This is a genomic window from Rhizobium sp. BT04 (assembly GCF_030053135.1).
Lineage (GTDB): Bacteria > Pseudomonadota > Alphaproteobacteria > Rhizobiales > Rhizobiaceae > Rhizobium > Rhizobium binxianense.
Genome location: NZ_CP125651.1, coordinates 199,909 through 225,077, shown reverse-complemented (window position 1 = coordinate 225,077; position 25,169 = coordinate 199,909). Strand labels below are relative to the sequence as shown.

Here is a 25,169-nt window from a genome sequence, read left to right as displayed (position 1 = left end):
AGTAGAAATACCCTTATCCCGTGTAGATTCTAGTCGCATCCTATTTCGAGGTTGATTATGCTTAACGCCATGTCAAAGGGGTCTCGAAATGGAACAAAGCCTGGTCTTGGACGGTGAAAGTCTTGTTGCGCCAGGTGAAATTCGTCGGGCGGCAAGGAGGGTTGCGGCCCCAGATCAAGGACACCTTATGGTTGCCAGAGCCGAGCTTGCTCTCAGCCTTGACGTGTCGATCCGTCAGTTCAAATCCGGCGTCGAGCCTCATGCGATCATCGAGCGTCTTACCGGCGCCTTGCATCAGATACGGCGGCGCTTTCATCCGGAGGTGTGGGACGTCATCGTTCCGATCGCGCAATCTCATCCGGTTGCTCACTATCTTCATCAAGATCCATTGACCCGCTGGTCTTTCGAAAAGCCGCGCGGCTATTCTGGCGACGCACGTCTTCTCGACTTCATCTACGGCCGACCTGAAATCGAGAACGCAGTCGCATCATCGAGCAACTTAGGACGTTCGATCTACGCCTATACTCGAAATGCTTCGTCATCCGTCGCGGTAAGGGAGCGTCGAGACATTCTGGCTCGCCGCGTTGACGAAATCGCTTCGGTCCGGCCTGGTTCCACCGAAATCCTCGCCATCGCCGCCGGGCATCTTCGTGAGGGGCCTTTGTCGCGCGCGCTCGGCGCAGGCGCGATCGGACGCTGGGTAGCTTTGGATCAAGACCCGATGAGCGTTGGAACCGTCGCCCGCGATTTCGCCGGCACGTCCGTCCAGGCGGTGAACGGTTCGGTCAAGTCTCTGATCGGTGGAAGACATGCGCTGGGAATGTTCGATTTCGTTTATGCCGCGGGTCTCTATGACTATTTGCCGAACGCCGTAGCGGTAAAGCTGACCAAGAAGTGCGTCAGCATGCTTAAGCCTGGCGGCACATTCCTATTCGCCAACTTCTCTCCGGAGACGGACGTCGATGGCTATATGGAGACATTTATGAACTGGGCGCTGCTGTTGCGGTCAGAACGAGAGATGGGCTTGATCGCCGGTGAAAGCGTGACCGGGGCGGATGTGAAGGTGTCTGTTTGGTCCGGCTCGAACCGCAGCATTGTCTACTGTGAAATTCAAAAACTGCAATAGGCCGCATGTTGGCTCGAAGGGCTTGCCGTCAGTGTCTACTCGGTCACCAAGGTCTCGCTGCGCCAGGGTCCGCTGGAACGGGGCGCAACATGCTGCGCCCCTTGCTCATCGACGGTTACCGAAGGGTGTTACCGGGCGCACTCGATGATTGCGCCGCCGCCGAGATGACACAAGCGACTCTCGGCCTCGGTGCCGGAAGCATTTCCCACGAATTCTCCTGAGCCGGAACAGACGCTTATCGGGCAGAGGCTCGAAGTGTCGTCTCCACCGTCCAAGGGCGTGGGAAGCTATCTCCTAAGAGTTTGAAATAGGCTGCCGTCCAATCCGGTATTTTCGGTAGCCCCTTAGTTCAACAAAGGTTTATTCTATTATAGGTTGCATTGGAGGCCGTGGCTGCTCTCCGCCACGGCCCTTCAGCTGTTTATCGGCCGGTGCTAATCAGGCGGCCCATTGCTGTGTCCAGTGTGGTCGTGCCCTTCACCGGCTCACCCTCGAACCGGATCCAGCCTTCGTTGAAGCCATCGATCATGCGCATCCGCGGGAGGGGGTTTTGCATGCTTTGGTCGGTGAAAATCTGCTCCCAGGTGTCGCGGGCCACCGGCACCGCGCGGACGGGTTTGCCGAGGATGGACGAGAGGACAGCGGCGATATCGTTGGGCGTGACGCCCTCTGGCCCCATCAACTCGATGACCTGCTTGCCCACCCACTCGTGCTGCAGCAGTTCTGCCGCCTTGGCTCCGACGTCGAAGACAGAAACCATCGGATAGGGCTGATCGAGCGGCTGCAGGAAACTCGAGAGGACGCAGGTCTCGCGCGCCGGCGCGATATCCCAGGCCGTGTTCTCCATGAACCAGCCGGCACGCAGAAAGGCGATCGGCATTGGCAAAGCAGATAACTTCTGTTCAACGAGACCGAGCTGGCTCAAGAGGTTGGGTTCTCTGGCCTGCGCGCCGATGGTGGAGAGGCAAACGATCTTGGCAGGACGGGACGAAAGAAGCGCGGTCTTCAGGGCCGCAATGACAGCACGCACTTCCGCAAAGCCGGGAGTCGGATCGAAGGTCGGCGGGATTAACAGAAAGATACCGTCGGCGCCGGCGAAAGCCTTGGTAAGCGCATCGGCGTCGGTCATCTCGGCCAAGGCCAGTTCCGCGCCTTTGTCCTTCCATTCCGCTGCTTTCTCCGCATTGCGCGCGACGGCGCGTATCGGCACCCCCGCCTCCAGCAGACGCGCGGCGACAATGCCTCCGACTTGGCCTGTTACGCCGGTGATCACAAACATGGCTAGACTCCTTTGCTGCCTCCGCCGCCAGCATGTTGGCGGCTTGTTATGCTGATCATGTCCTTTGGCAGCCTTTGACTGAAGCGCGCTTCTGTCACATGATTGGTGACTAAAAATCACGGATATGCGATGTTTGACGGACGACTATTGACTGGCGTGAGCGTACTGGCCGCCGTTATCGTGAGCGGGAGCTTCGCGCGGGCGGCGGAGCTAATGGGACTGTCGGCGTCGGGTGTCAGCCGCGCCATTTCCCGACTGGAGGGGCGGATCGGTCTGCGGCTCCTCGACCGGACAACACGCACGATGCGGCTGACCGATGATGGTGCGCGGTTCTACGAACAAGTGGCCCCACTCTTGAGTGGCATCGAAGAGGCTGCGCAGACAGCTGTTGGCGCCAGACAGGCGGTGCGTGGCCGGCTGCGAGTCAATGTCGACCCATATTTCTCACGCCTTGTGCTCGGCCCGCGGCTCGGCGCCTTCCTCGATCGTTACCCGGATATCCAGATCGAGATCATCACCCGAAACGAGATCGGTGATCTTGTCGCTGATGGCATGGACGTCGCGGTGCGCTTTGGCGAGCCTGCACAGAGGTCGCTTATTTCGCGCCTATTGATGCAGACGCACGTGATCACGATTGCGGCTCCCGCTTACATCGAGCGACATGGTCGGCCGAGCCGTCCACAGGATTTGAGCGAGCATACCTGTATCCAGTTCCAGGACCCACTGACCGCAAGGCCTTTCGAATGTGAGCTTCGGTGCGGTGACGAGGTCGTCTCGATCGAGACCCGCAGCCGCATTTTAGTCAACGATGCCGGCACGACCTTGGCAACCTGCCTTGCGGGGATAGGCATCGCGCAGGTCTTCTCACTCGGGATGGCGGATTATCTGAACAATGGCCAGCTCGTGAACCTCTTTCCCGACTGGTCGGACGAGACATTCCCGCTCTACGCCTTCTATCTCTCGCGTCAGCATGTTCCCACTAAGGTCAGGGCCTTTATAGATTTCTGCGTCGAGATCATCGAATAGCCGGAGGCGCCTCGTCGAGCGCCTCTGCTGGCTTAAGCCGGCCGCGGCTTTCTGGTTCTGATATAGGCCATTGCGGAAATTGGTTCTATTGGGTTCTTTCATACTTGGGAGGAAGCAATTTCAGATTTTCGGCACATGGAACCCTTGTCAGATGCGTTCTATGCGGACCGTCTAAGATTTATATTTGCAAGTAGGATGAATTACTTACAGCTAGTATGGAAAAGCAGACCATGGCCGACGGCGAGATCAATATGCATGAGGAGATGCGGCGCGCATTTGCGCTGCTTTCCGGCAAATGGAAGCTTGAGATCATGTGGCTGCTCAATCAGCGCGTCTACCGTTTTGGCGAGGTGAGATTCCCGGCATCACCCAGCACATGCTGACGGCGCAACTGCGCGAGCTCGAAGCAGACGGCCTGATATTCCGCACCATCTTTGCCGAGGTTCCCCCGCGCGTCGAATATGAGATCACGCAAAAAAGCGCGGGGCCTCGGCCCCACGATGGAGGCGTTGACGGCGTGGTGGAACGAGTACGGCAAAAGCGTGCCGGTGAAAACCGACTGCACGCGGGCGTAAAGCGAGAGGTGGATGAACTGCTTCCGGCCGGTCGCCGGCAACAGGTTCACGAAAGACTCGAACCGAACTTGTCCCAGCCTTCCTTGATCGTTTCCATCGCGACGTTGGTCGAGGTGTTGGCAACGTGGGGCAGCGTCGAGATGCGCTCGCCGAGGACGCGGCGGTAGCGGCCGATGTCGCGGGTGCGGATTTTCAGGAGATAATCGAACCTGCCGGCGATCATGTGGCACTCTTCGACTTCCCTGATCTTCTTGATGGCCTCGTTGAAGCTTTTGAGCGCTTCCTCGCGGGTGTCGGAGAGCTTCACCTCGACGAAGGCGATGTGGTCGAGCTGCATTTTCGCAGGGTTGAGGACGGCCTTGAAGCCTTCGATATAGCCGTCATTGATCAAGCGCTTGAAGCGGAGTTGGCAGGGCGTCTTCGAAAGACCGACGCGTGCGGCGAGATCGGTGATCGACAGCCTGCCATCCTCGGCAAGAGCCGCGAGGATCTTTCTGTCGAACTGGTCTAATTCACTAAAACCATCGTTTTCTGTGGCCATTTGAACTCTCGATGATCGCTTTATAAGTTCATACAGCTTGAAAACCACGGAAATCAAGTGAGATCGCGATTTATGTCTGTGGTAGATTATCCATCGGCACCGGGAGGAAGGGCGCAGCCGGCTGGCGTGTGCCCTGGATCGGTATCTGCGCCGCACAAAAGGGGGATCACGGATGCACGAGAAAAATGCGGATGACGATCGCAAACCCGACCTGCTCGTTCACTACCGGCCGGTGGCGATAAGAGCGGTTGCGGCGGCATTCACCCTCAAGCGCGACAGGCCGGATGCGCGCCCGCTCCGTGAGGCGGAATATTCCGGCCCGGCGGATGATGCGCCCTGGGATGACGAGCCCGGTGTTCCATTTATCCGTTAGACACACATAGATTGATAGGGACTCCCATGTTGAACGCAGCGATCGACCCCGCATCCTCCAATGATCCCGCCGAGGGAGCGCCTTTCGCCGCCTTCGCGCCGCCGATCCGCCCGCAATCCGAGCTTCGCCAGGCGATTACGGCGGCCTATCGCCGGCCGGAAACCGAATGCCTGCCGCCGCTCGTGGCCGCCGCGCGTGTCTCGGAGGCGAAACGCTATGACATTCGCAGCACGGCCCGCACCCTGATCGAGGCCTTGCGCGCCAAGCACAAGGGCACCGGTGTCGAAGGGCTGGTGCAGGAATATTCGCTTTCCAGCCAGGAAGGCGTGGCGCTGATGTGCCTTGCCGAAGCGCTGCTGCGCATTCCCGATACCGATACCCGCGACGCGCTGATCCGCGACAAGATCGCCGAGGGCAACTGGACCTCGCATATCGGCGGCGGCAAATCCATGTTCGTCAACGCCGCCACCTGGGGCCTCGTCGTCACCGGCAAACTGACATCGACCGTCAACGACCGCAGCCTGTCGGCGGCGCTGACGCGGCTGATCGCGCGCGCCGGCGAGCCGGTCATCCGTCGCGGCGTCGATATGGCGATGCGCATGATGGGCGAGCAGTTCGTCACCGGCGAAACGATCGCCGAGGCGCTGAAACGCGCCCGGCCGCTCGAAGCGCGCGGCTTCCGCTATTCCTACGACATGCTGGGCGAGGCCGCCACGACCGCGGCCGACGCCGAGCGTTATTTCAAGGATTACGAAAAGGCGATCCACGCCATCGGCAAGGCGTCGGACGGGCGCGGTATTTATGACGGCCCTGGTATTTCGATCAAGCTTTCGGCCCTGCATCCGCGCTACGTGAGGGCGCAGGCCGGCCGGGTGATGGGCGAGCTGCTGCCGAAGGTCAAGGCGCTGGCCGTTCTCGCCAAGAACTATGATATCGGCCTCAACATCGATGCCGAGGAGGCCGACCGGCTGGAGCTTTCGCTCGATCTGCTCGAGGAGCTCTGCTTTGCCCCGGAACTCGCCGGCTGGAACGGCCTGGGCTTCGTCGTGCAGGCCTATGGGAAGCGCTGCCCCTTCGTGCTCGACTATATCATCGATCTCGCGCGCCGCTCCGGGCGCCGGCTCATGGTGCGTCTGGTCAAAGGCGCCTATTGGGATGCGGAGATCAAGCGCGCCCAGCTCGACGGTCTCGACGACTATCCGGTCTATACCCGCAAGATCTACACCGACGTCGCCTACATCGCCTGCGCGCGCAAGCTGCTCAACGCACCCGACGCCATATTCCCGCAGTTTGCCAGCCACAATGCGCAGACGCTGGCCACGATCTATCATCTCGCCGGTCCCGATTTCGCGGTCGGCAAATACGAATTCCAGTGCCTGCACGGCATGGGCGAACCGCTCTATGATGAAGTCGTCGGCAAGGAAAAGCTCGACCGGCCCTGCCGCATTTATGCGCCTGTCGGAACACATGAGACGCTGCTCGCCTATCTGGTGCGGCGCCTTTTGGAAAACGGCGCTAATTCTTCCTTCGTGCACCGCATCTCCGATCCGAACGTCTCGGTCGAGGCGCTGATCGCCGATCCCGCCGAAACCGTAGCCGCCATGCCCATTATCGGCGCGCCCCACGCGCAGATCGCCGCGCCGAAGGCGCTTTACGGCAGTGCCCGCCCCAATTCCGATGGTCTCGATCTGTCGAACGAGGCCACCCTTTCCGATTTGGCTGAGGTGCTCGCCGCCTCGGCTGCGAAGCCGTGGCATGCGCTTCCGATCCTTGCCGATGGCTCGACGGATGGGGTGACGCGTGACGTGCTCAATCCTGCCGATCACCGCGACGTCGTCGGCACGGTCACCGAACTGAAGGTCGAAGACGCCGCCCGCATCGTTGCGATGGCTGCCGAGCACGCGCCGCAATGGGCCGCCGTGCCGCCGGCCGAGCGTGCCGCCTGCCTGGAGCGGGCGGCCGACATCATGCAGGCCCGCATCAAGACATTGATGGGCATCGTCATGCGCGAGGCCGGCAAATCCGCGGCCAATGCCGTCGGCGAGGTGCGTGAGGCCATCGACTTCCTGCGTTATTACGCCGAACAGGCCCGCAAGACCCTCGGGCCCTCGCATGCGCCGCTCGGCCCGGTCGTCTGCATCAGCCCGTGGAATTTCCCGCTGGCGATTTTCACCGGGCAGGTTGCCGCGGCGCTGGTGGCCGGCAATCCCGTACTCGCCAAACCTGCCGGCGTCACGCCGATCATCGCGTCGGAGAGCGTCAAGATCCTCCATGAGGCGGGTGTACCTGTGGGCGCCTTGCAATTCGTGCCCGGCAGCGGCCGCCTCGGCGCCGGCATGGTCGGCGCAGAGGAAACAGCGGGCGTCATGTTTACCGGTTCGACCGAGGTTGCCCGGATGATCCAGGCGCAGCTAGCGGAACGGCTGTCTCCGACCGGCAAGCCGATCCCGCTGATTGCCGAAACCGGCGGCCAGAACGGCATGATCGTCGACTCCTCGGCCTTGGCCGAGCAGGTGGTGGCCGATGTCATTGCCTCTGCTTTCGACAGCGCCGGCCAGCGGTGCTCGGCGCTGCGCGTTCTCTGCCTTCAGGACGATGTCGCCGACCGGACCCTCAACATGCTGAAAGGCGCGTTCCGCGAGCTGACGATCGGCCGTACCGATCGGCTGAGCATCGATGTCGGCCCTGTGATCAACGATGGTGCAAAGGCCGAGATCGACCAGCATATCGAGCAGATGCGCGGCTCCGGCCGTAAGGTCGATCAGCTGCCGCTGCCCGAAAGTGCCGCGGCGGGGACCTTCGTTCCGCCGACGATCATCGAGATCAAGGCCCTGTCGGACCTGACGAGGGAGATCTTCGGACCGGTCCTGCATGTCGTCCGCTTCAAGCGAAACGGCCTCGACCGCCTGATCGACGACATCAACGCATCGGGTTACGGCCTGACATTCGGGCTCCATACCCGGCTCGATGAGACGATCGCGCACGTGACGAGCCGCATCAAGGCCGGTAACCTCTACGTCAACCGCAACATCATCGGCGCGGTCGTCGGCGTGCAGCCTTTCGGCGGCCGCGGCTTGTCAGGAACGGGTCCGAAGGCCGGCGGTCCGCTCTATATCGGCCGGTTGGTGCAGCGTGCGCCCGTGCCGCCACAGCAGGATTCCGTTCATACGGACCTCGCCCTTCGTGACTACATTGTCTGGCTCGACAAGAAGGGCCTGTCGGGCGAGGGGGAAGCGGCGCGCGGATATGCGAGCCGCTCGGCACTCGGGCTTGAACGCGAACTCACCGGTCCGGTCGGCGAGCTCAATCTCTACGCGCTCCATCCCCGCGGCCGTATTCTCGTCGTGCCGCAGACGGAAGGTGGGCTTCATCGCCAGATCGCCGCAGTTCTTTCGACCGGCAACCACATCGTCGTCGACGCCGGCTCCCTACCGAAATCAATCCTGGCGGATCTTCCGGCGGCTGTCGCCGGTCGGACCTCCTGGACCTCGGATTGGGAAAAGGATGGGCCGTTCTCGGGCGCGCTGGTCGAGGGGGATCGTGAAAAGGTTCTGGCCGTCAATCAGAGGATTGCTCACTTGCCCGGTCCGCTTCTGCTGGTCCAGGCGGCGACGACCGAGGAACTGGAGAACGATCCCGAGGCCTATTGCCTGAATTGGTTGCTGGAGGAGGTGTCGACATCGATCAACACCGCGGCAGCTGGCGGCAATGCGAGCCTGATGGCGATCGGCTGAGTGGAGAGGCCGGGGGCGCACCCTTCGCTCGATGGTGGCGATCGTCAATACAGCGTTCAAATCGATTGACGATCTGCGCCTGCACTTAAGCGAACTGAACACGCGGGTCGATGCCGAGGCGCGGGATGCCGTCCTCGCCGATCTCAAGGCGCTGCGCGAAAGCGCTGCACAGCTATCCCCTTGAGCGGGAAAAACACCGCCTTGCAGGATCTTGCCAAGAGATCGAGCCATCCCTTGCCTCGATCGAAAAGGATAGTTCGCTTCTGATATCGATCGCCGACCGGTGGCGCGCGAACAAGGAGGCGGCGACCGCATTGGTCGCCGACGCGAGCCACACGCTCGAGCAGTTCGTCAGCACGGCGCAGGAGAGCGGCAGGGAAATCAGCCAGCGTTCGGCGACAATGTCGCTTGCGGCCATGATGGCGGGCACGGTGCTTGCGATTATCGGCGGTCTCATGCTGATCGAAACGCTGCGCGGACCGCTGAAGCGGATCACTCAGACGATGATGAGGCTGGCCGACGGCGATCTGAATGTACCGATCGGCGACGGCAAGCGCTCACCGGCTCCGGCAGCAGTGGAACTATTGAACGAGAGAATTTCCCACTTCCAGACTGTTGCCGCCGATGGCGGAAGGGCAGCCAGCCCATTGATGTCCCTGGCCTCCTCAGGGATGCGTCCCGCGTCGACAATCAGACCGCCCTTCCCAATCCAAGCGGCGTCAGCCGGGGAAGGGTGTCGGTGCCTCTGTCTTCATGGAGCAGTTCGAGGCAGTGACGCTTGAGCCGCGAGAATTCGGGCGATGCGACGATATCGGTCGCACGCGGTCGCGCGAAGGGGACAGTGATCTCCTCGTGAATGCGGCCGGGTTGCGCCTTCATCACGATGATCCGGTCGGCGAGCAGCAGCGCCTCGTCGATATCGTGCGTCACAAACAGGATGGTCTTGCGGAACTGCTCCCATATTGCCAACAGCAGTTCCTGCATCTTCAGCCGCGTCAAGGCGTCGAGCGCGCCGAAGGGCTCGTCCATCAGCAGCAGGCGCGGCCGGTTGACGAGTACGCGCGCGATTTCCACCCGCTGCTGCATGCCGCCGGAAAGCTGGGCCGGATACCGGTCGGCAAAACCGTTCAGGCCGACGAGATCGAGCATCCCCTGCGCTTCGCGCCGCCGCTGTTCCTTTCCGACGCCGCGCATCTTCGGCCCGAAGGCAACATTGTCGCGCGCGCTCTTCCAGGGAAACAGCGTGTGGTGCTGGAAGACGATGCCGCGTTCGGGGTTTGGTCCGTGGACCGGTGCGCCATCGACGTCCAGCCGGCCGCCTGCGATGTCGATATGGCCGGCGAGCGCGCCGAGAAGCGTCGATTTCCCGCAGCCGGACGGACCGAGCAGGCAGACGAATTCGCCGGGTGCGACGGAGAAACTGACGTCCGACACCGCTTCGAAAGCGGCCTTGCCCTTGCCGAGGCGGATGGAGATCTGTTCGGCCAGGATTCTCCCGGTCTCCGACCGCCCCAGGCGCTGATGGCGGTTCATCGTGCCGTTTCCTTCTTCTGCCAGGGGATGAGTGCGCTGCCCGCCGCACGCAGCAAGCTGCTGCTGCCCATGCCGAGCAAGCCGATCACTACCATTCCGACGATGATCTCCGGATAGTTTTGCAAGGTGTAGGCTTCCCAGGTGTAATAGCCGATGCCGAACTGCCCGGAGATCATCTCGGCCGTCACCAGGCAGAACCACGACGTGCCCATGCCGATGGCGAGACCGGTGACGATGCTCGGTGCGGCGCCGGGAAGGATGACTTCGAACAGCATCGCCCGTCGCGTGCTGCCGAGGCTGCGTGCCGCCGCGATCAGGCGGGGATCGACGCCCTCGACGCCGTGGATCGTATTGAGCAGGATCGGAAACAGGGCGCCGGTGAAGGTGATGAAGATCATCGACAGTTCGGACGACGGAAACATCAGCACCGCTAGGGGGATCCAGGCAACGGCCGGGATCGGCCTGAGCAGTTCGAGGGGTGCGAGCAGGAAATCGGCAGCGTTGCGCGACCGGCCGATGATCAGGCCGAAGGTGATCCCGGCGATGGATGCGATCGCATATCCGGCAAACACCCTTTCGAGGCTGCTGGAAACATGCGCGAACAGTTTCGGCGATCGGGCAAAACCAAGGGCCGCGGTGAGCACATCGACCGGCGAAGGGACATTCCGGAAGGTGACCAGGCCAAGATCGAGCCGCAGGGTGGACGCCATCTGCCAGAGAAGAAGACAGATGGCGATTGATCCCGAGCGGCGCAGCCAAGATCCATAGTCAGGGTGCGTCCACGTCGTCATCGTCTGCCTCAGTTGCTTGCCACGACGGAGGATTTGGCGTCGGCGAAGTCGAGCACGTTGCCGCCATGCGCCTTGGCCCAGCTCTCGGCACTCTCCCGGAGCAGGAAGGCGCTAATTTCGCCCTTGTCACTGCGAACGAACCAGGCCTGGTTGCCGAGCAGCTTGATGCCGCTCTCACGATCCTGGGCATAGAAGACCCGGATGGCCTTGCCTTCGCCTTCCAGCGTCTTCAAAGCCTTGAAGGCATTTTCCGCCGTGGCGTAATGGCGGACGAGCGGTTCGTCCTTGACCCAGATCTGAGCGACGCGCTTCGGATCCTTGATCGGCTCACCGGTTACAGCGTCCTTTGCGTCGAGCGGAAGCTGGCCGTAATTCTTCAGGCTCGCCTCATAGTCGAGGCCGGACGCCTTGAAGGCGGCCTTGATGAACCGGTCGTCGACGAATGTGTCGACGTCGAGCCCGCTATCGGCCTTCTTCAGGAACTGCAGCGTTTCGATCGCGGTGCCGACGGCCCGCCGGTATTCCGGCTTCCAGGTCAGGTCACGGGTCTGGAGACCCAGCGGGCCGTGGAAGAGATAGTCGACCTCCGCTTCGACGCCGGTGACCTTGGCGATCAGTTCGCTGTATTTCTCCGGCTCCTTGGCGATCAGCTGGTCGGCTTCGAGTGCCGCACGCAGATAGGCGGTGACGACTTCGGGATATTTCTCGGCATAGTCGGCATCGACCAATGCGCCGTGGAAGGTCGGGCCGTTCGCCTGCGAGCCGTCATAGATCTTCCGCGCAAAACCGCGCCAGGGATAGAGCTCGGCAAAGGGCACGAAATCGGCATGCGCCTCGATCTGGTTGGACTTGAGCGCAGCGCCGGCGACTTCAGGCGCCTGGGCGATGATGTTGACATCCGTTTCCGGATTCCAGCCCTGAGCCTTGATGGCGCGCAGCAACAGGCCGTGCGATGTGGAGGCGAAGGGAACGGAAATCGTCTTGCCTTTGAGCTCCGAGATGGACTGGATGGGAGAATCCGTCGGCACGACAATGCCGTTGCCGCTTCCCTTGACGCTGCCCGAAAGGACCGTGATGAACAGGCTCTTGCGTCCCGCCTTCAAATGCGCAAGGCCGTTAAAGGAGCCCGGGAAGTCCGCCATCACGCCGAAATCGAGCTTGCCGGCGATCTGCTCGTTGGTGATCGGCGCGCCGCTGGTGAAATTCTTCCATTGGATGTCGTAGGTGGCATCCTTGTATTTGCCGTCATGCGGCAGATATTTTTCGAGCAGATTCAGTTCCCGGATCAACAGGCCGCCGGTGGCGGTGTTGATCGTGGTGTCTTGCGTTCCGATGGCGACGCGAATGGTTTCCGCATGCGCCGAGCCGATGAAACTGGTCGCAGCCAAAGCTGCAGCTGCCAATGTTAAGCGAAAATGCATTGTGTCACCCCATGTGATCCCGTCGCCTGGTGGCGGGAAATCTCCGAAATTTTTGCCGACCGGCAGCAGCTGTTTCCCCTGCCGACGTCGCGCAAATTTATGTGGCGAGGCCCATGATGGCGGAAGCAATTAATTTGCATTGACACGCGGCAGGTCGGCGCCGGGGCGTCCGGAGGGGTTCGGTCCGGACAAATATCGGAATATTTAGATGAACGATTACAGTGGTTTATTTGTCCTGGGTCTGGTCGGTCCGCTGGGATTTCCGGCGATAAACGACCATTTTCGGCAGCGAATACGCAAATATATTTCTTTATAGTCCATAGATTTTATATTTAGTGAACCACTCATTCGACACCAGAGAGGGTTATCGATGAGCTTGGATTTGGAAATCGCAAAGCCGGAGCCGAAACGCGGATTGCGCGAAACAGACCCCGAGCTGCCCCCGCAGGCGATCCTGCCCGGCGACCAGTCGTTGTTTCTGAGCGAGACCGTCGATGGGCTGGACGAGGGCGCGCATTTCCTCGATCCGCTCAAGCCGGATGAATGGGCTGTCTTGCGCAGTCATGGACGCCAGCTCAGCTTCTCCACCGGCGAAACGATCTTCACGCAGGGTGACCGGCATGACGGCGTCTTCATCATCGAACGTGGCTCGGTGCGCGTTTTCTATTCGGCCCCTTCCGGCCGCGAGATCACCCTGGCCTACTGGACGCCGGGCAATTTCATCGGCGGGCCGGAGATGACCGGCGGCGGCACGCATATCTGGTCGGGCGAGGCCATGGATGATTGCGAGATCCTGTTTCTGCCCGGCCATATCTTGCGTAAGCTGATCGTCGAGCTGCCCAATTTCGCGCTCTGTCTTATCCAGGGCCTGGCGTCGAAGGGCAAAAGCTATTCGGCCATGGCTCAGATGCTCGGCACCCGTTCGGTCATCGAGCGGCTGGCGCAGTTTCTGACGAATCTCGGCAAGCTGCACGGCGTCAAGGACGGCCACGCCGTCATCATCAATGCGAAGGTGACCCACGATCAGATTGCGGCGATGGTCGGCTCCACCCGGCAGTGGGTGACGATGATGATGAAGCGTTTTCAGAAGGAAGGATTGCTGACCGTCACGCCGCGGCACATCCGCATCGAGCGGCCGCATCTGCTGATGGCGATGGTATCGAAGGGCGGCGCGTAAGCGCCGCTTAAGGCGGTTCAGCTTTTAACGGAGACGCCGAGCCGCTCTATCCCTGGAATTGCTCTAATGCGGTTTCCTAACCCAGGCGGGTCAGCGCCCAGCGGACGGTCTTGCGCACATCGGGATCGGGATCGTCAATATGCGCGGCCAGCGCTTCCCTGGCCTGGGGATTGCCGATCTCGCCAAGGGCGGCTGCCGCTTCCTTGCGCAAGGTGGGCATGTCGCTTTCGAGCAGAAGGGTGATCCGGAGCAGGGCGGCGTCCGCCTTCAGCTTGCCGAGGGCATTGAGCGATTTCTGCTGCACCTGCCAATATTCATCGGAAAGCGCCTTGCCGAGCGCTTCGACCGCCGAGGCGTGGCCGATGCGGCCGAGCGATTCCGCCGCCGCCGCCCGGACTTGCCAGTTCGCATCGCCAAGAGCCGCAGCCACGGCTTCCGCCGCGGCCGATTGCGTCGTGAACGTCAACGCATTGACCGCTGCGGCGCGCACTTCGATGTTCTCGTCGCGCGTGGCCGCGATGAGAGAGGGGAGCGTCGAGTCGAGCTTGAGATAGGCGATCGTGCCGAGCGCCTGCACTCGCACAGACGCGTCCGCGTCGCGGAGCGCAATGAGGGCGGGGCCGAGTGCATCCTGCAGCCGCAGCCCCTTCAATCCGCGAAATGCCGCTGCCCGCACGAAGGCGCTCGCATGGTCCAGCAGCGGCAGCAAGTTGCCGCCCGCCTCCTGGTTTTTCAGCTCCGCCAGGCCGTCGGCCGCAGCCTGCGCGACCGATGGATCGTCGTCGACGACCAGCCGCGCCAGGCCACCCGCCGCACCGGCGCCGTCGAATTCGGCAAGCGCGATCGCCGCCTGGAGGCGGACATCTCCGCTGGCATCGCCGGCCGCCCCAATCAGGTGCGGCAGGGCCTCGGGACTTGCGGTTTCCGCAAGCTCGATCACCGCAAGGCGGCGGATGGCGGCATCCGGATCGAGCAGGCGTTCGGCGATGGCCTCTATGTCGCCAAAGGCTTCGAAAGGTTCAAAGATGCTCATATCAGCGCAACAGGTAAGGAATGTTGACGGTGACGGCGCCGGTCGGGCAGTCGGTTTCGCAGGGCATGCAGTACCAGCATTCGTCGAATTTCATGTAGGCCTTGCCGGTGAGATCGCTGATGCGCAGGACATCGAGCGGGCAGACGTCGACACAGACCGTGCAGCCCTTGTCGGCGATGCATTTGGCGTCATCGACAATCACGGGGACTGTGCTCGGGGAGAGGGCGAGAGGCATGGGTGCTTCCTGTCAGGCTTGCTTTTGAACACGCAGACGGTCGTAGGCCGTCCGTTCTTCGGTCTCGATCGGAACGACATAGGGCTCCACCTTGCGCTTCTCCGAGACCATGCGGCCGTCGATCTTCCTGAGAAGCGTGTGACAGAACCAGTTGTCGTCGTCCTTCTCCGGGTAATCGACGCGATTGTGGTAGAGGCCCCAGCGGCTTTCGGTGCGGAAAAGCGAGGCGTGGGCGGCCATTTCGGCGCAGTCGAGGATGGAGGACACTTCGAGCGCCCGCATCAGTTCATGGGCGTCGCGGGCGACAAGCGCGGTTTCGAGATCGTCGCGGACTTCGCTGAGCCGCGCCTGGCCGATCTGCATCTTGGCCGTCACTTTCGGCGGCTGCAGATAGTCGTTGACCAGGCGGCGCGCCTTGTATTCGAGCTGGTTGGGCGGAATGCCGTCGTCGCGCCGCGTCGGCGCCAGCACACGTTCACGCTCACGTGCGACAAACTCGCGGTCATAATCGGGAAGCTCTGTTTCCGCCGCGACCTCGGCCGCATGCTCCCCGGCAACCGCCCCGTTGGTAAAGGCGCCGAGCATGTAGTTGTGCGGGACATTCGCCATGTCGCCCGCCGCATAGAGGCCCTCGACCGTGGTGCGCGCGAATTCGTCGACGAAGACGCCTGAGGCGCTGTGGCCGGAACAGAAACCGATTTCGGAGATGTGCATCTCGATCATCGTCTCGCGGTAATCGGTGCCGCGTGCCTCGTGGAAGCGCCCGCGCGAGGGGCGCTCGACCTTATGCAGGATCTGCTCGATCTCGCCGACCGTATCGTGATGCAGATGATTGAGTTTCAGGAAGACCGGTCCCTTGCCGGACTGAAGTTCGTTGTAGAATTCCTGCATCATCTGGCCCGACCAATAGTCGCTTTCGATAAAACGCTTTCCTTCGCTGTTGGCGGTATAGGCGCCGAACGGACCGGCGACGTAGGCGCAGGCCGGGCCGTTATAATCCTTGATCAGCGGGTTGATCTGGTAGCATTCGAGGTTCGCAAGCGCTGCCCCTGCGTGATAGGCCATGGCATAGCCGTCGCCTGAGTTGGTCGGGTTTTCATAGGTGCCGAAGAGATATCCCGAATGGGGCAATCCAAGCCGGCCCGCTGCGCCCATGCAGAGGATGACGGTCTTGGCGCGCAGGACGAGAAATTCCGCCGAGCGCGTGTTGACGGCGATCGCGCCGGCGATCCGGCCATCCCCAGCCGTCAGCAATCGCGTCGCCATATAGCGGTTGGAGATCAGGATGCGCTCGCGGCGCAGCTGCCGATAAAGCGCCTTCTTAACGGTGTCTCCATTCGGCATCGGCAGCACATAGGTGCCGAGGTGATGCACTTTCTTGAGGTCGAAATCGCCATTGGCGTTCTTCTGGAAGCGGATGCCGAAACGATCCAGTTCCTCGATGATCTCGTAGCATCGCGACGCATATTTATAGACCGGCGCCTGATCGACGATGCCGTCATTGGCGATGGTGATTTCCTTGGTGTACTGCTCCGGGGTGGCATAGCCGGGAACCACGGCATTGTTCAGCCCGTCCATGCCCATGGAGATCGCGCCGGAGCGCTTGACGTTGGCCTTCTCGAGCAGGATGACGTTCAGGTTGGGATTGCGCTGCTTAGCCTTCAGCGCCGCCATCGGCCCTGCCGTGCCGCCGCCGATCACCAGCACGTCGCACTCGACCTCGGACAGGCCTTCTACAAAATTATCCATGCATCATTCCTCAAGCCAATGAATCCGCGATTTCGCGCAGGTATTGCCAGGGATAGATCCCTCGATCATGTCCGTCCGAGAAAACCAGTCTGACGGCATAGGAGCCGATCGGCTCGATGCCGGTCACCATGACATCATCGAAGCGCGTCTCGCGCCCATCGAGGGAGGCGCGCACCGCCTGGGCGGCGCGGCTGCGCCGGCGGAGCTCGGAGGCGGGAAGGAGAGAGATGTCGCCGCCTTCCCAGGTTATGGCAAGCGTGCGGCGTTCTGGCTTCAGCTTCAGTTGCAACGGTGTCATGGCTTTCCCTGTCAATCGATCGCCACTCTAAGAGAGCGCCGGACAGAGACACGCAATAAATTGCCATGGGCAGTCTGAAGCGGGTTGCGCGCAGCAAGTGCCCTTCGGCACTGCGGTGACGCGTCCTTTCGCCGGGCCGTCTTTAAAAATCGGCCACTTTGCCCCAGGCGGATGTTCCGAAGCGGTCGGGATGGTAGGGCCTGGGATCGACGATCGGCTCGTCGGCGGTGACGATATCGGCGATCAGGTGGCCGGCGCCCGGCCCGATGCCGAAGCCGTGACCGCTGAAACCGGCGGCGAGGATGAAACCGGGGAGCGTGGCGATCTCACCGATCCCCGGCACGCCATCGGGCGTGCTGTCGATATAGCCCGCCCAGGCCGCGGCGATCTTGGTTTCCTTCAAGGCGGGCAGAAGCTCGAGCGCCCGCGCATGCGTCAGCGCAATGGTGGCCTCATCGACCGCCGGGTCGAGGATGCGCATGCGCTCCATCGGCGTCGGCCTGTCGAGCCGCCAGCGCGCCAGAGACTCGTGGCCGGAACGGAACCCCTCCAACCCGCCGGGTGCGAGACTGCGCCATCGCCGGGCGAACATCGGCAGGAATTGTGGGGCGAAGCGGACCTGCTGCGCGGTGGGATCGACCCGGCCGCGGCCGCTGATCGCCAGCGTGTAGCCGCCATCGCTGCGACGCGTCGCGGAGACTGCGGATGTGTGGAGTGCGTCCGGCAGGCCGTTCGCACCCGGGGATACGCAAAGGATCGACGAACGGATCGACGCCTGTGGAAATCGAATGCCGAGCTGGCGGCAGAAGGAGGAGGCCCAGGCGCCGCCGGCCAGGATCGCGATTTTTGTACGGATCGTGCCTTGCTCCGTGACGACGCCCGAGAGCCTGCCGCCTTCGACGTCGAGGCCGCGGGCCGCACAGGACTGATGCACCGTACCCCCGAGCTTCAGGATCGCTCGCGCGACGGCCGGCGCGGCACGTGCCGGATCGGCGGTGCCGTCGGTCGGCGAAAACACCCCGCCTTTCCACGAGGTGCCGGTGACGCGCCCGCGTTCGGTTGCCTCTGCGCCACTCAGCATATGCGTCGTGACGCCGACCGAGCGGGCGAAATCGCGCCAGCGTGCCCAGCCGGACAGTTCCTCGTCGCTGTTGCTGAGATAAAACAGGCCGCAGCGACGAAAGCCCGTGTCCTCCCCGGTTTCTGCGGCGAAACGCTCCCACAGATCGAGGCTCCTCGTCGACATCGGCAGTTCACGGGCGTCGCGGTTCTGCTGGCGGCACCAGCCCCAGTTGCGGCTCGACTGCTCTGCGCCGATCAAGCCTTTCTCGAGGAGTGCGACCTTCAATCCGCGCCGGGTGAGATAATAGGCCGCGAAAACGCCGACGATGCCGCCGCCGATCACCACCGCATCGGCGGCAGTCGGCAGCTCCGGCGTGGTGTCGACGCGATCGAGCGGTGCGGGCATGGCAGGGTCTCCGTTTCAGGCTTTAAGCGCGTCGCATATGACGCGCTTTAACTCTTGTTTTGATGCCTGTCGTTATCCCGGAACCGCTGCACGGTTCCAGGCGACATACATTAGTCTAGCGGATCTGGCGCCCCGCCTTTGCCGCAGATCAGTCGGCGGCAGAAGGCGACTTGCAGAAAAATGGCCGGGTTACGACCGCGCAAGCTTGCCGGAAAGTGATCGCCACGCCGGCCCTCATTGCCGGCAATAGGCCCGCACCAGCTCAGGATCCTGCTGAAGCCCGTCGAGCCAGGCCGGATCGAGCGTCGGCACCGACGAGAAGAGCAGTTGCGAATAGGGATGCGTCGGCGCCTTCACCGTCGAAGGCGTGATTTCCTCGACCTTTCGGCCTCCATACATCACGACGATCTCGTCGCAGATCGCCTCCACCACCGAGAGATCGTGGCTGATGAAGATGTAGGAGAGGCCGAGTTCCCGCTGCAGCTCCTTCAGCAGGTCGATGACCGCGGCGGCGACCACCGTGTCGAGCGCCGAGGTGATCTCGTCGCAGAGGATCAGCTTCGGATCGGCGGCCAACGCCCGGGCGAAATTGACGCGCTGCTTCTGCCCGCCCGAGAGCTCTCCCGGCCGGCGATGGCGCAGGTTGCGGGGCAGGCGCACCATGTCGAGCAGTTGATCGATCCGGGCATTTCGCGCTTGTCGATCCATGCGGTGGTAAAAGACCAGAGGCCTGGCGAGGATGTCCTCCACCGATTTTGCCGGGTTGAGCGCGGTATCGGCATATTGGAAGACAATCTGCATCTCGCGCAATTGGTCGCGCGAGCGCTCGCGGGCGCTGCGGCGCAGTTCCGTGCCATCGAAGACGATCTTGCCGACCGCGGCCGGCAGAATGCCGGCGATGGTGCGGGCGAGCGTCGACTTGCCGCAACCGGATTCTCCGATGATGCCGAGATTGCGGCCTTTCTCCACCTTCAGGCTTACGTGCTCGACCGCGCGAACGAGCGGAAGGCCGTCGGCCTGTCGCTGTCCGTAACCCGCGACGAGATCTTCGATCTTCAGAAGCGGCGCCGTCGCGCGCGCGATGGGGGCTGCTGCAGCGCGCAGTTTCGGCTCGAAGGCTGCGAGCAGCTCCCGGGTATAGGGGTGCTTCGCATGGTTGAGAATTTCTTCGGTGGTGCCGGTTTCCTGGGTCTCCCCGCCTTTCAAGACGACGATGCGGTCGGCGATCTGGGCGACGACGGCAAGGTCGTGCGAGACGTAGACGCCCGATATGCCGCCCTTCTTCATGACCGATTTGAAAGCGCGCAGCACTTCGATCTGGGTGGTCACGTCGAGCGCCGTTGTCGGCTCGTCGAAAATGACGAGGGTGGGGTCGCCGATCAGCGCCATGGCGGCGGCCAGACGCTGCAGCTGGCCGCCGGAAACCTGGTGCGGATAACGGCTGCCGATCGTCTCGGGTTCCGGCAGCGACAGCGCCCGGAACAGCTCGACGGCCCGGGCACGCGCCTCGTCCGGCGACATCAGTTGATGAATACGGGTGACTTCGATCACCTGGTCCATGATCGATGTGGCCGGGTTGAAGGCGGCCGCCGCCGATTGCGGGACATAGGCGACTTCGGTGCCGCGCACCTTGGCGCGCTGCTTTTCGCTGAGCCTGACCATATCCTTGCCGCCGACCGAAACGCTGCCGCCGGAGATGCGACAGCCCGCGCGGGTATGGCCCATCAGGGTCAGGGCGAGGGTTGTCTTGCCCGAGCCGCTCTCGCCGATCAACGCGACGATCTCGCCCTCGGCAACGTCGAGGCTGACACCCTTGATGATCTCGACGCGCCGGCCGGAATCGGTGGTGGCCTCGACCTTCAGGTCACGGATTTCGATGAATTTGCTCATGAGGCACTCCGGTCGCGGATCTTCTGCGGCAGGTTGTCGATCAGCAGGTTGATGCTGATCGTCAGGCTGGCGATGGCAAGCGAGGGAAACATCACTGCCGGCGCACCGAACGGCAGGCCGCCGATGTTTTCGCGCACAAGCGCGCCCCAATCGGCATAGGGCGGCTGGACGCCGAGGCCGAGGAAGGAAAGGCCGGAGAGCAGCAGAACGATGAAGACGAAGCGGATGCCGAGATCGGCAAGCACCGGCCCGACGATATTGGGCAGGATTTCCGAGCGAATGAGATAGAGGGTGCTTTCGCCGCGGATGCGCGCGACTGTGATGAAATCCATCGCATTGATATTGACGGCGAGCGCCCGAGCGAAGCGGTAGGCGCCGGGGATGTAGATCACCGACAGCGTCAGGATCAGAACCGGCACCGAGGAGCCGACGGCAGCGACGACCACCAGGCCGAACAGCTTGCTCGGAATGGAATTCATGGCGTCGAGGAAGCGGCTGAGGATCGTGTCCAGCCAGCCGCCGGCGACCGCTGCGATCATGCCGAGCACCACGCCGCTGAAACAGGCGATCGTAACCGCCGCCAGCGAGATGCCGACCGTATAACGCGCGCCCATCAGGATGCGCGAGAGCATGTCGCGGCCGAGATAATCGGAGCCGAGCCAGAGTTCCCGGCTCATCGGGCCGAAATAATCGAGATCGACGATCTCGCCGACCGGGTAGGGGATGATCCACGGCGCGAAGATCGCGACGAGCGCCCAGGAAAGGATCACGGTCAGGCCGATCGCGCCGACCACGTTGAAGCGGTAGCCAAGCCGGGTTCCGGACAGCCGGTCGGACGTGGTCTCGGAACTGGTCATTGTCATCGGAGCCTCGGGTTGGATAGGATGGCGATGATATCGGCGATGGTGATCAGCAGCAGATAGCCAAGGCAGAAGATCATCGCGCAGCTCTGGATCAGCGGCAGGTCGCGGGTGGCTACGCCATCCAGCATCAGCTTGGCGATGCCGGGATAGTTGAAAATGGTCTCGACGATGATGACGCCTCCAAGCAGATAGGACAGCGAAAGTGCGACGGCGTTGACGATCGGGCCCAGCGCATTCGGCAGTGCATGGCGAAAGACGATGCGCGGCCGCGAAGCGCCCTTGAGCAACGCCATCTCGACATAGGGCGTGTTGAGCGTCTCGATGACAGCCGCCCGCGTCATGCGGATCATCTGGGCCGAGACGACGAAGGTCAGCGTGATCACCGGCATGGCATAGACGCGCAAGATGTCGCTCAGACTATGGACCTCATTGGCCAGGGACAGCGCCGGCAGCCATTTCAGATAGACGGCGAAGATCAGCGCGGCGGAGGTCGCGACCATGAACTCCGGCACAGAGATGACGCCGATGGTGATCACCGTGACGATCCGGTCGTAGAATGTACCGCGCAGCATCGCCGAGGTAATCCCAAGCGTGAGCGCGATCGGCACGGAAAAGAGTGCGGTGACGCCGGCAAGTTTCAGCGTATTGACGAAGCGGCCGGCAATGAGCGCGGTAACCGGCATTTCGTTGGCGTAGGACGTGCCGAGGTCGCCTTGCAGCAGCCCGACGACCCAGCGCAGGAAGCGGAAGAGGGCCGGCTCGTCGAGATGCATTGCCTTGCGGAGGCCTTCGACGGCTTCCGGCGTGGCGGCCTGACCGAGCAGGATAGTCGCCGTATCTCCGGGCAACAGCGTTGTCGCGAAGAAGACGGCGAAGGAGACGATCACCAGGGTGATTAGGGCGATGAGCAATCGGCTCAGCACCAGGGACAAGACCTGATGGTTCACGGGCGCCTCCCTTTCTGCGTTCGAGTTCAGTTCGGAAGAACCGGGGCCTGGCTGCTGCAGCCCCGGTTCCCTTCATTTTATCAGGCTTCGAGCCAGACGTATTCCGCGAAGGCGTATCCCATCTGGCCGCCAAGCGGGCTGGGCTCCAGACCCTTGAGCTTGGCGGTGGTGGCATCGACATTCGAGAGATAGGCCGGGATGATGGTGCCGGCTTCGTTGGCAATCATCACCTGCATCTCGTCGTAGATCGCCCTGCGCTTCTCCTGGTCGAGCGAGCCTCGCGCTTCGATCAGCATCTTGTCGAACTTTTCCGACTTGTACTGGCTCTCGTTCCAGGGAGCCTGCGAGGAGTAGAGCAGCGAGAACAGAATATCCGGCGTCGGACGGGGATTGATATTGCCGAAGTGGATCGGCGCCTTGAGCCAGTAATTGTCCCAGTAGCCGTCGGAGGGAACGCGCTGGACATCGAGCTTCAGTCCGATTTCGGCGCCGGAAGCCTGAATGATCATCGCCATGTCGATCGAGGAGTTCGCCGCCTCGGAGGCGATCACCGGAATGGACTGGCCGAGGACGCCGGCCTTGTCGAAATGGAACTTCGCCTTGTCGGGATCGAAGGCCCGCGGCTTCAAATCCGCATTGCGGTAGAAATTCACCGGGGAAACCGGCTGGTCGTTGCCGACTTCACCGAGGCCGCGCAGGACCGACTTGACGATCTGCTCGCGGTTGACGAGGGACTTCATGCCCTCGACGAAGTCGCGCTTGCTGCCGGGATCCATGTCCAGCCGCATGTTGAGGTTGGTGTAGTTGCCCGAGGTGGTCTTCGACAGGAAGAAGCCGTCCCCCTGGGCCTCGACGAGGCGCATGGAGCGCGGATTGATCGAGGCTGCAAGGTGGATGTCGCCCGACAGCAGTGCATTGACGCGGGCATTGTCGTCGCTGATGGCGAAATATTCGAAAGAATCGACGTTCGGGCCGGATTTCCAATAGTTCTTGTTCTTGATACCGACCGAGCGAACGCCCGGCTCGAACACTTCCTTGACGAAAGCGCCGGTGCCGTTGGCCTTGGTGAAATCGGTCGTGCCGTCGGCGACGATCATGAAGTGATGCATCGACAGGATGGTCGGCAGGTCGGCATTCGGATCGGCGAGGGTGATCTCGACGGTCTGTTTGTCGACTGCCTTGAAGCCGGTCATCTGGGCGGCGATCTTGGCGACTTTCGAGCCGACGGAGGGGTCGAGATGGCGCTTCAGCGAGAAAACCACGTCGTCGGCGGTCAGCGGCTTGCCGTCGTGGAAGGTGACGCCCTTCTTCAGCTTGACCGTCCAGACCTTCGCATCCTTGGATTCGATCGCTTCGGCGAGCTCCATCTGCGGCGTGCCTGATTTGTCGAGGAAGGTGAGGCGGTTATAGAAGGAGCAGCACCGGACATAGTCGGTGGAGAGCGACGCCTTGGCGGGGTCAAGCGTATCGGCCGTGGAGGACGACCAGCCGGCCGCCTTGAGCGCGCCGCCGGAAACGGGTGTCGCGGCAAGCGCCTTGCCGGCGCGGCCAAGCACGAGCCCGCCGGCCGACATGGCGACGCCGCCCGCGAGCATCATATGCAGCAGTTCTCGACGGGTCGCGCCACGGCGGATGGCGGTTTCGATCATGGCGTCGTCAGATGCGGTCCAATTGGTGATCTTGTCGTTCATCTCATTCCCCTTTTCTTCTGTGGCGGGCTGCCCGTTTCGGGCAGGCCCGATCCGGTTTTAAAGTCAGGCGCGCGCGGCAGCCACGGCATCGGCAAGGCCTGCCATGGACGTGAAATGGTAATCGGGTTTGGTGAATTCAGCCGGCTCGATCGTGCCGCCGTAGCCCTTTTCGGCATGGCGCCGCTCGACCCAGCAATTGGTCAGCCCGAGTTTCCTGGAAATCCCGATATCGTGGTACTGGCTCTGGGCGACATGCAGGATGTCTTCCTTTGAATGCCCCTCCGAGCCGACGTAATCGAACACCTTTTCGAAGAACGCCGGATCGGGCTTTTCGGTGCCGGTATCGTCCGCGGTGAAGGTGGCATAAAAGGGATCGCCGAGTTCCTTTTCGAAGAAGTCGAATGCCCAGCGGCGGGCATTGGTCATCGCAACGAGGCGGTAATCCTTCGCAAGACTGGCGAGCGCTGCAGCGCTGTCTGCAAAACCCTTCCAGCTCTTCGCCGAGTCCCGCAACCGTTCGCCATATTTTTGGTCGACAGGCAGGCCGAGCTTCGGAGCGATCGCCAGGTAGACGCGCACGAGGTCGTCGGGAAAAAGGTCGGCATCCTCGGAGTAGCGGGCTGCGCGGTAGAGGCTGAGTGCCTGCTCGCCGCTGACCGTGCCCCCTGCCTCGGACGCGATCTCGGCCAAGCAGGCCTTGAGGCCGCTCTCGAAGTCGATGAGCGTACCGACGACATCGAATGTCATGTATTTGAATTCCGGAAGGCTCTTGCTCACGTGAATTCCCCAGTGTTCGGCTCTGGCGGGAGCGCGGTTCTCGAAGAAGAAAATTCTGTTCCCATAGGCGAGATCTTTGTCCCGCTCTTGTATGGAAGGCCCGCATCTGTCGGGATCCGCGCCCTTCACTGATTGTAGTTTGTCACCTGCACTGCGCCGGATTCTCCTGAAAGGCGGCATATGGCGGCACAAAATACCGAATCTGACGGTTTCGCGATATTCTCAGGCTTGTGTCGGCCACACGCGTCCTGGGCTGTCAGCGCCTCGTCCAGCGTCAGGTGCTTGCGCCGGACGAGGCCTGCTGCGTCGATGCGGGCGGCGGCTGCGCGCCGATGAGCGCCGGGGATAACGAGGTTATTTCCAAGCCCAATCGGAGATGCCGCGCACCGGGCCCTGACGCCGTTTTCGCAAAGCTTCGGGGTTTTGGGGCGAATTGCGGCGCAGGGGCTTTTGTTGCCAGGCTATCCCTGGCTATTCCAGAATGATCGGAGGCCTTCCCGACCATCGGCGCCTAAAGCGCGTCGCGATCTTTCAGATTCGCTCCTTACGCTTTAGCTCTTTGTTTTACGCATGTCGTTGCCGCAAAACCGCTGCACACTTTTGCGCGACATGCTTTAAGCCGGCACTTGGCGATGCTGCATG

At 62.1% G+C, this 25,169-nt stretch carries 20 protein-coding genes and 2 pseudogenes; 7 read left to right on the top strand and 15 right to left on the bottom strand.

The features are described from left to right. Positions 1 to 88 precede the first annotated feature (88 nt). Positions 89 to 1,126 (top strand): class I SAM-dependent methyltransferase, encoded by a 1,038-nt coding sequence (locus QMO82_RS06315; RefSeq protein WP_183609307.1) that lies wholly within the window; start codon positions 89 to 91, stop codon positions 1,124 to 1,126. A 421-nt stretch (positions 1,127 to 1,547) separates the two neighbouring features. On the opposite strand, the gene QMO82_RS06310 is transcribed toward QMO82_RS06315, so the two are convergent. Then, positions 1,548 to 2,405, bottom strand: coding sequence for an NmrA family NAD(P)-binding protein (locus tag QMO82_RS06310; RefSeq protein WP_183609306.1), 858 nt, complete (start codon positions 2,403 to 2,405; stop codon positions 1,548 to 1,550). A 129-nt stretch (positions 2,406 to 2,534) separates the two neighbouring features. On the opposite strand from QMO82_RS06310, the gene QMO82_RS06305 reads away from it, so the two are divergent. Together QMO82_RS06305 and QMO82_RS06300 are read left to right on the top strand one after the other, a co-directional pair. After that, positions 2,535 to 3,431 (top strand): LysR family transcriptional regulator, encoded by an 897-nt coding sequence (locus QMO82_RS06305; RefSeq protein ID WP_183609305.1) that lies wholly within the window; start codon positions 2,535 to 2,537, stop codon positions 3,429 to 3,431. Positions 3,432 to 3,646: 215 nt separating this feature from the next. Beyond that, positions 3,647 to 4,022, top strand: a pseudogene (locus QMO82_RS06300) (winged helix-turn-helix transcriptional regulator). A 30-nt stretch (positions 4,023 to 4,052) separates the two neighbouring features. On the opposite strand, the gene QMO82_RS06295 reads toward QMO82_RS06300, so the two are convergent. Then, positions 4,053 to 4,547, bottom strand: a complete 495-nt coding sequence (locus QMO82_RS06295; RefSeq protein ID WP_183609304.1) for an Lrp/AsnC family transcriptional regulator — start codon at positions 4,545 to 4,547, stop codon at positions 4,053 to 4,055. A 172-nt stretch (positions 4,548 to 4,719) separates the two neighbouring features. On the opposite strand from QMO82_RS06295, the gene QMO82_RS06290 reads away from it, so the two are divergent. From QMO82_RS06290 to QMO82_RS06280, 3 genes and pseudogenes are all read left to right on the top strand, one after another. After that, positions 4,720 to 4,920, top strand: a complete 201-nt coding sequence (locus QMO82_RS06290) for a hypothetical protein (RefSeq protein WP_183609303.1) — start codon at positions 4,720 to 4,722, stop codon at positions 4,918 to 4,920. Positions 4,921 to 4,946: 26 nt separating this feature from the next. Then, positions 4,947 to 8,654 (top strand): trifunctional transcriptional regulator/proline dehydrogenase/L-glutamate gamma-semialdehyde dehydrogenase, encoded by a 3,708-nt coding sequence (gene putA / locus QMO82_RS06285; RefSeq protein ID WP_183609302.1) that lies wholly within the window; start codon positions 4,947 to 4,949, stop codon positions 8,652 to 8,654. A 19-nt stretch (positions 8,655 to 8,673) separates the two neighbouring features. Continuing rightward, positions 8,674 to 9,211, top strand: a pseudogene (locus QMO82_RS06280) (HAMP domain-containing protein); the annotation flags it as partial. Between the two features lie 133 nt (positions 9,212 to 9,344). Here the strand turns inward: QMO82_RS06280 and QMO82_RS06275 are convergent. The 3 genes from QMO82_RS06275 to QMO82_RS06265 are packed head-to-tail and all read right to left on the bottom strand — an operon-like array spanning position 9,345 to position 12,399. Next, complete coding sequence (locus QMO82_RS06275) at positions 9,345 to 10,187, bottom strand: ABC transporter ATP-binding protein (RefSeq protein WP_183609301.1); 843 nt, start codon at positions 10,185 to 10,187, stop codon at positions 9,345 to 9,347. After that, the gene (locus tag QMO82_RS06270) at positions 10,184 to 10,978 is read right to left on the bottom strand and encodes an ABC transporter permease (protein WP_183609300.1); all 795 of its coding nucleotides are present in this window, start codon (positions 10,976 to 10,978) and stop codon (positions 10,184 to 10,186) included. Before QMO82_RS06270 ends, QMO82_RS06275 begins: the two co-directional genes overlap by 4 nt. An 8-nt stretch (positions 10,979 to 10,986) precedes the next feature. Then, entirely contained in the window at positions 10,987 to 12,399 is a 1,413-nt protein-coding gene (locus QMO82_RS06265; RefSeq protein WP_183609299.1) for an ABC transporter substrate-binding protein, read from the bottom strand. Positions 12,400 to 12,769: 370 nt separating this feature from the next. Here QMO82_RS06265 and QMO82_RS06260 point away from each other — a divergent pair, with 370 nt between their 5' ends. Continuing rightward, positions 12,770 to 13,576 (top strand): Crp/Fnr family transcriptional regulator, encoded by an 807-nt coding sequence (locus QMO82_RS06260; RefSeq protein ID WP_183609298.1) that lies wholly within the window; start codon positions 12,770 to 12,772, stop codon positions 13,574 to 13,576. A gap of 76 nt (positions 13,577 to 13,652) precedes the next feature. Here QMO82_RS06260 and QMO82_RS06255 read toward each other — a convergent pair whose 3' ends face one another. From QMO82_RS06255 to QMO82_RS06210, 10 genes are all read right to left on the bottom strand, one after another. Then, positions 13,653 to 14,609, bottom strand: coding sequence for a HEAT repeat domain-containing protein (locus QMO82_RS06255; protein WP_183609297.1), 957 nt, complete (start codon positions 14,607 to 14,609; stop codon positions 13,653 to 13,655). 1 nt (position 14,610) lies between these two features. After that, positions 14,611 to 14,844 carry a ferredoxin family protein gene (locus QMO82_RS06250; protein WP_097618744.1) on the bottom strand — a complete coding sequence of 78 codons (234 nt, stop codon included), beginning with the start codon at positions 14,842 to 14,844 and terminating at the stop codon, positions 14,611 to 14,613. 12 nt (positions 14,845 to 14,856) lie between these two features. After that, positions 14,857 to 16,593, bottom strand: a complete 1,737-nt coding sequence (locus QMO82_RS06245) for a fumarate reductase/succinate dehydrogenase flavoprotein subunit (protein ID WP_183609296.1) — start codon at positions 16,591 to 16,593, stop codon at positions 14,857 to 14,859. Positions 16,594 to 16,603: 10 nt separating this feature from the next. Next, positions 16,604 to 16,891: a DUF971 domain-containing protein gene (locus QMO82_RS06240; protein ID WP_183609295.1), complete on the bottom strand. Its 288-nt coding sequence runs from the start codon at positions 16,889 to 16,891 to the stop codon at positions 16,604 to 16,606. Positions 16,892 to 17,033: 142 nt separating this feature from the next. Continuing rightward, entirely contained in the window at positions 17,034 to 18,359 is a 1,326-nt protein-coding gene (locus QMO82_RS06235) for an FAD-binding oxidoreductase (RefSeq protein WP_183609294.1), read from the bottom strand. Positions 18,360 to 18,593: 234 nt separating this feature from the next. Next, positions 18,594 to 20,249: an ABC transporter ATP-binding protein gene (locus tag QMO82_RS06230; protein WP_183609293.1), complete on the bottom strand. Its 1,656-nt coding sequence runs from the start codon at positions 20,247 to 20,249 to the stop codon at positions 18,594 to 18,596. Continuing rightward, positions 20,246 to 21,112 carry an ABC transporter permease gene (locus tag QMO82_RS06225; protein WP_183609292.1) on the bottom strand — a complete coding sequence of 289 codons (867 nt, stop codon included), beginning with the start codon at positions 21,110 to 21,112 and terminating at the stop codon, positions 20,246 to 20,248. Before QMO82_RS06225 ends, QMO82_RS06230 begins: the two co-directional genes overlap by 4 nt. Beyond that, entirely contained in the window at positions 21,109 to 22,059 is a 951-nt protein-coding gene (locus QMO82_RS06220; protein ID WP_183609291.1) for an ABC transporter permease, read from the bottom strand. The genes QMO82_RS06225 and QMO82_RS06220 overlap by 4 nt, the downstream gene beginning before the upstream one ends. Before the next feature lie 80 nt (positions 22,060 to 22,139). Next, positions 22,140 to 23,750, bottom strand: coding sequence for an ABC transporter substrate-binding protein (locus QMO82_RS06215; protein ID WP_183609290.1), 1,611 nt, complete (start codon positions 23,748 to 23,750; stop codon positions 22,140 to 22,142). A gap of 63 nt (positions 23,751 to 23,813) precedes the next feature. Then, the gene (locus QMO82_RS06210; RefSeq protein ID WP_183609289.1) at positions 23,814 to 24,527 is read right to left on the bottom strand and encodes an HAD-IA family hydrolase; all 714 of its coding nucleotides are present in this window, start codon (positions 24,525 to 24,527) and stop codon (positions 23,814 to 23,816) included. Positions 24,528 to 25,169 lie beyond the last annotated feature (642 nt).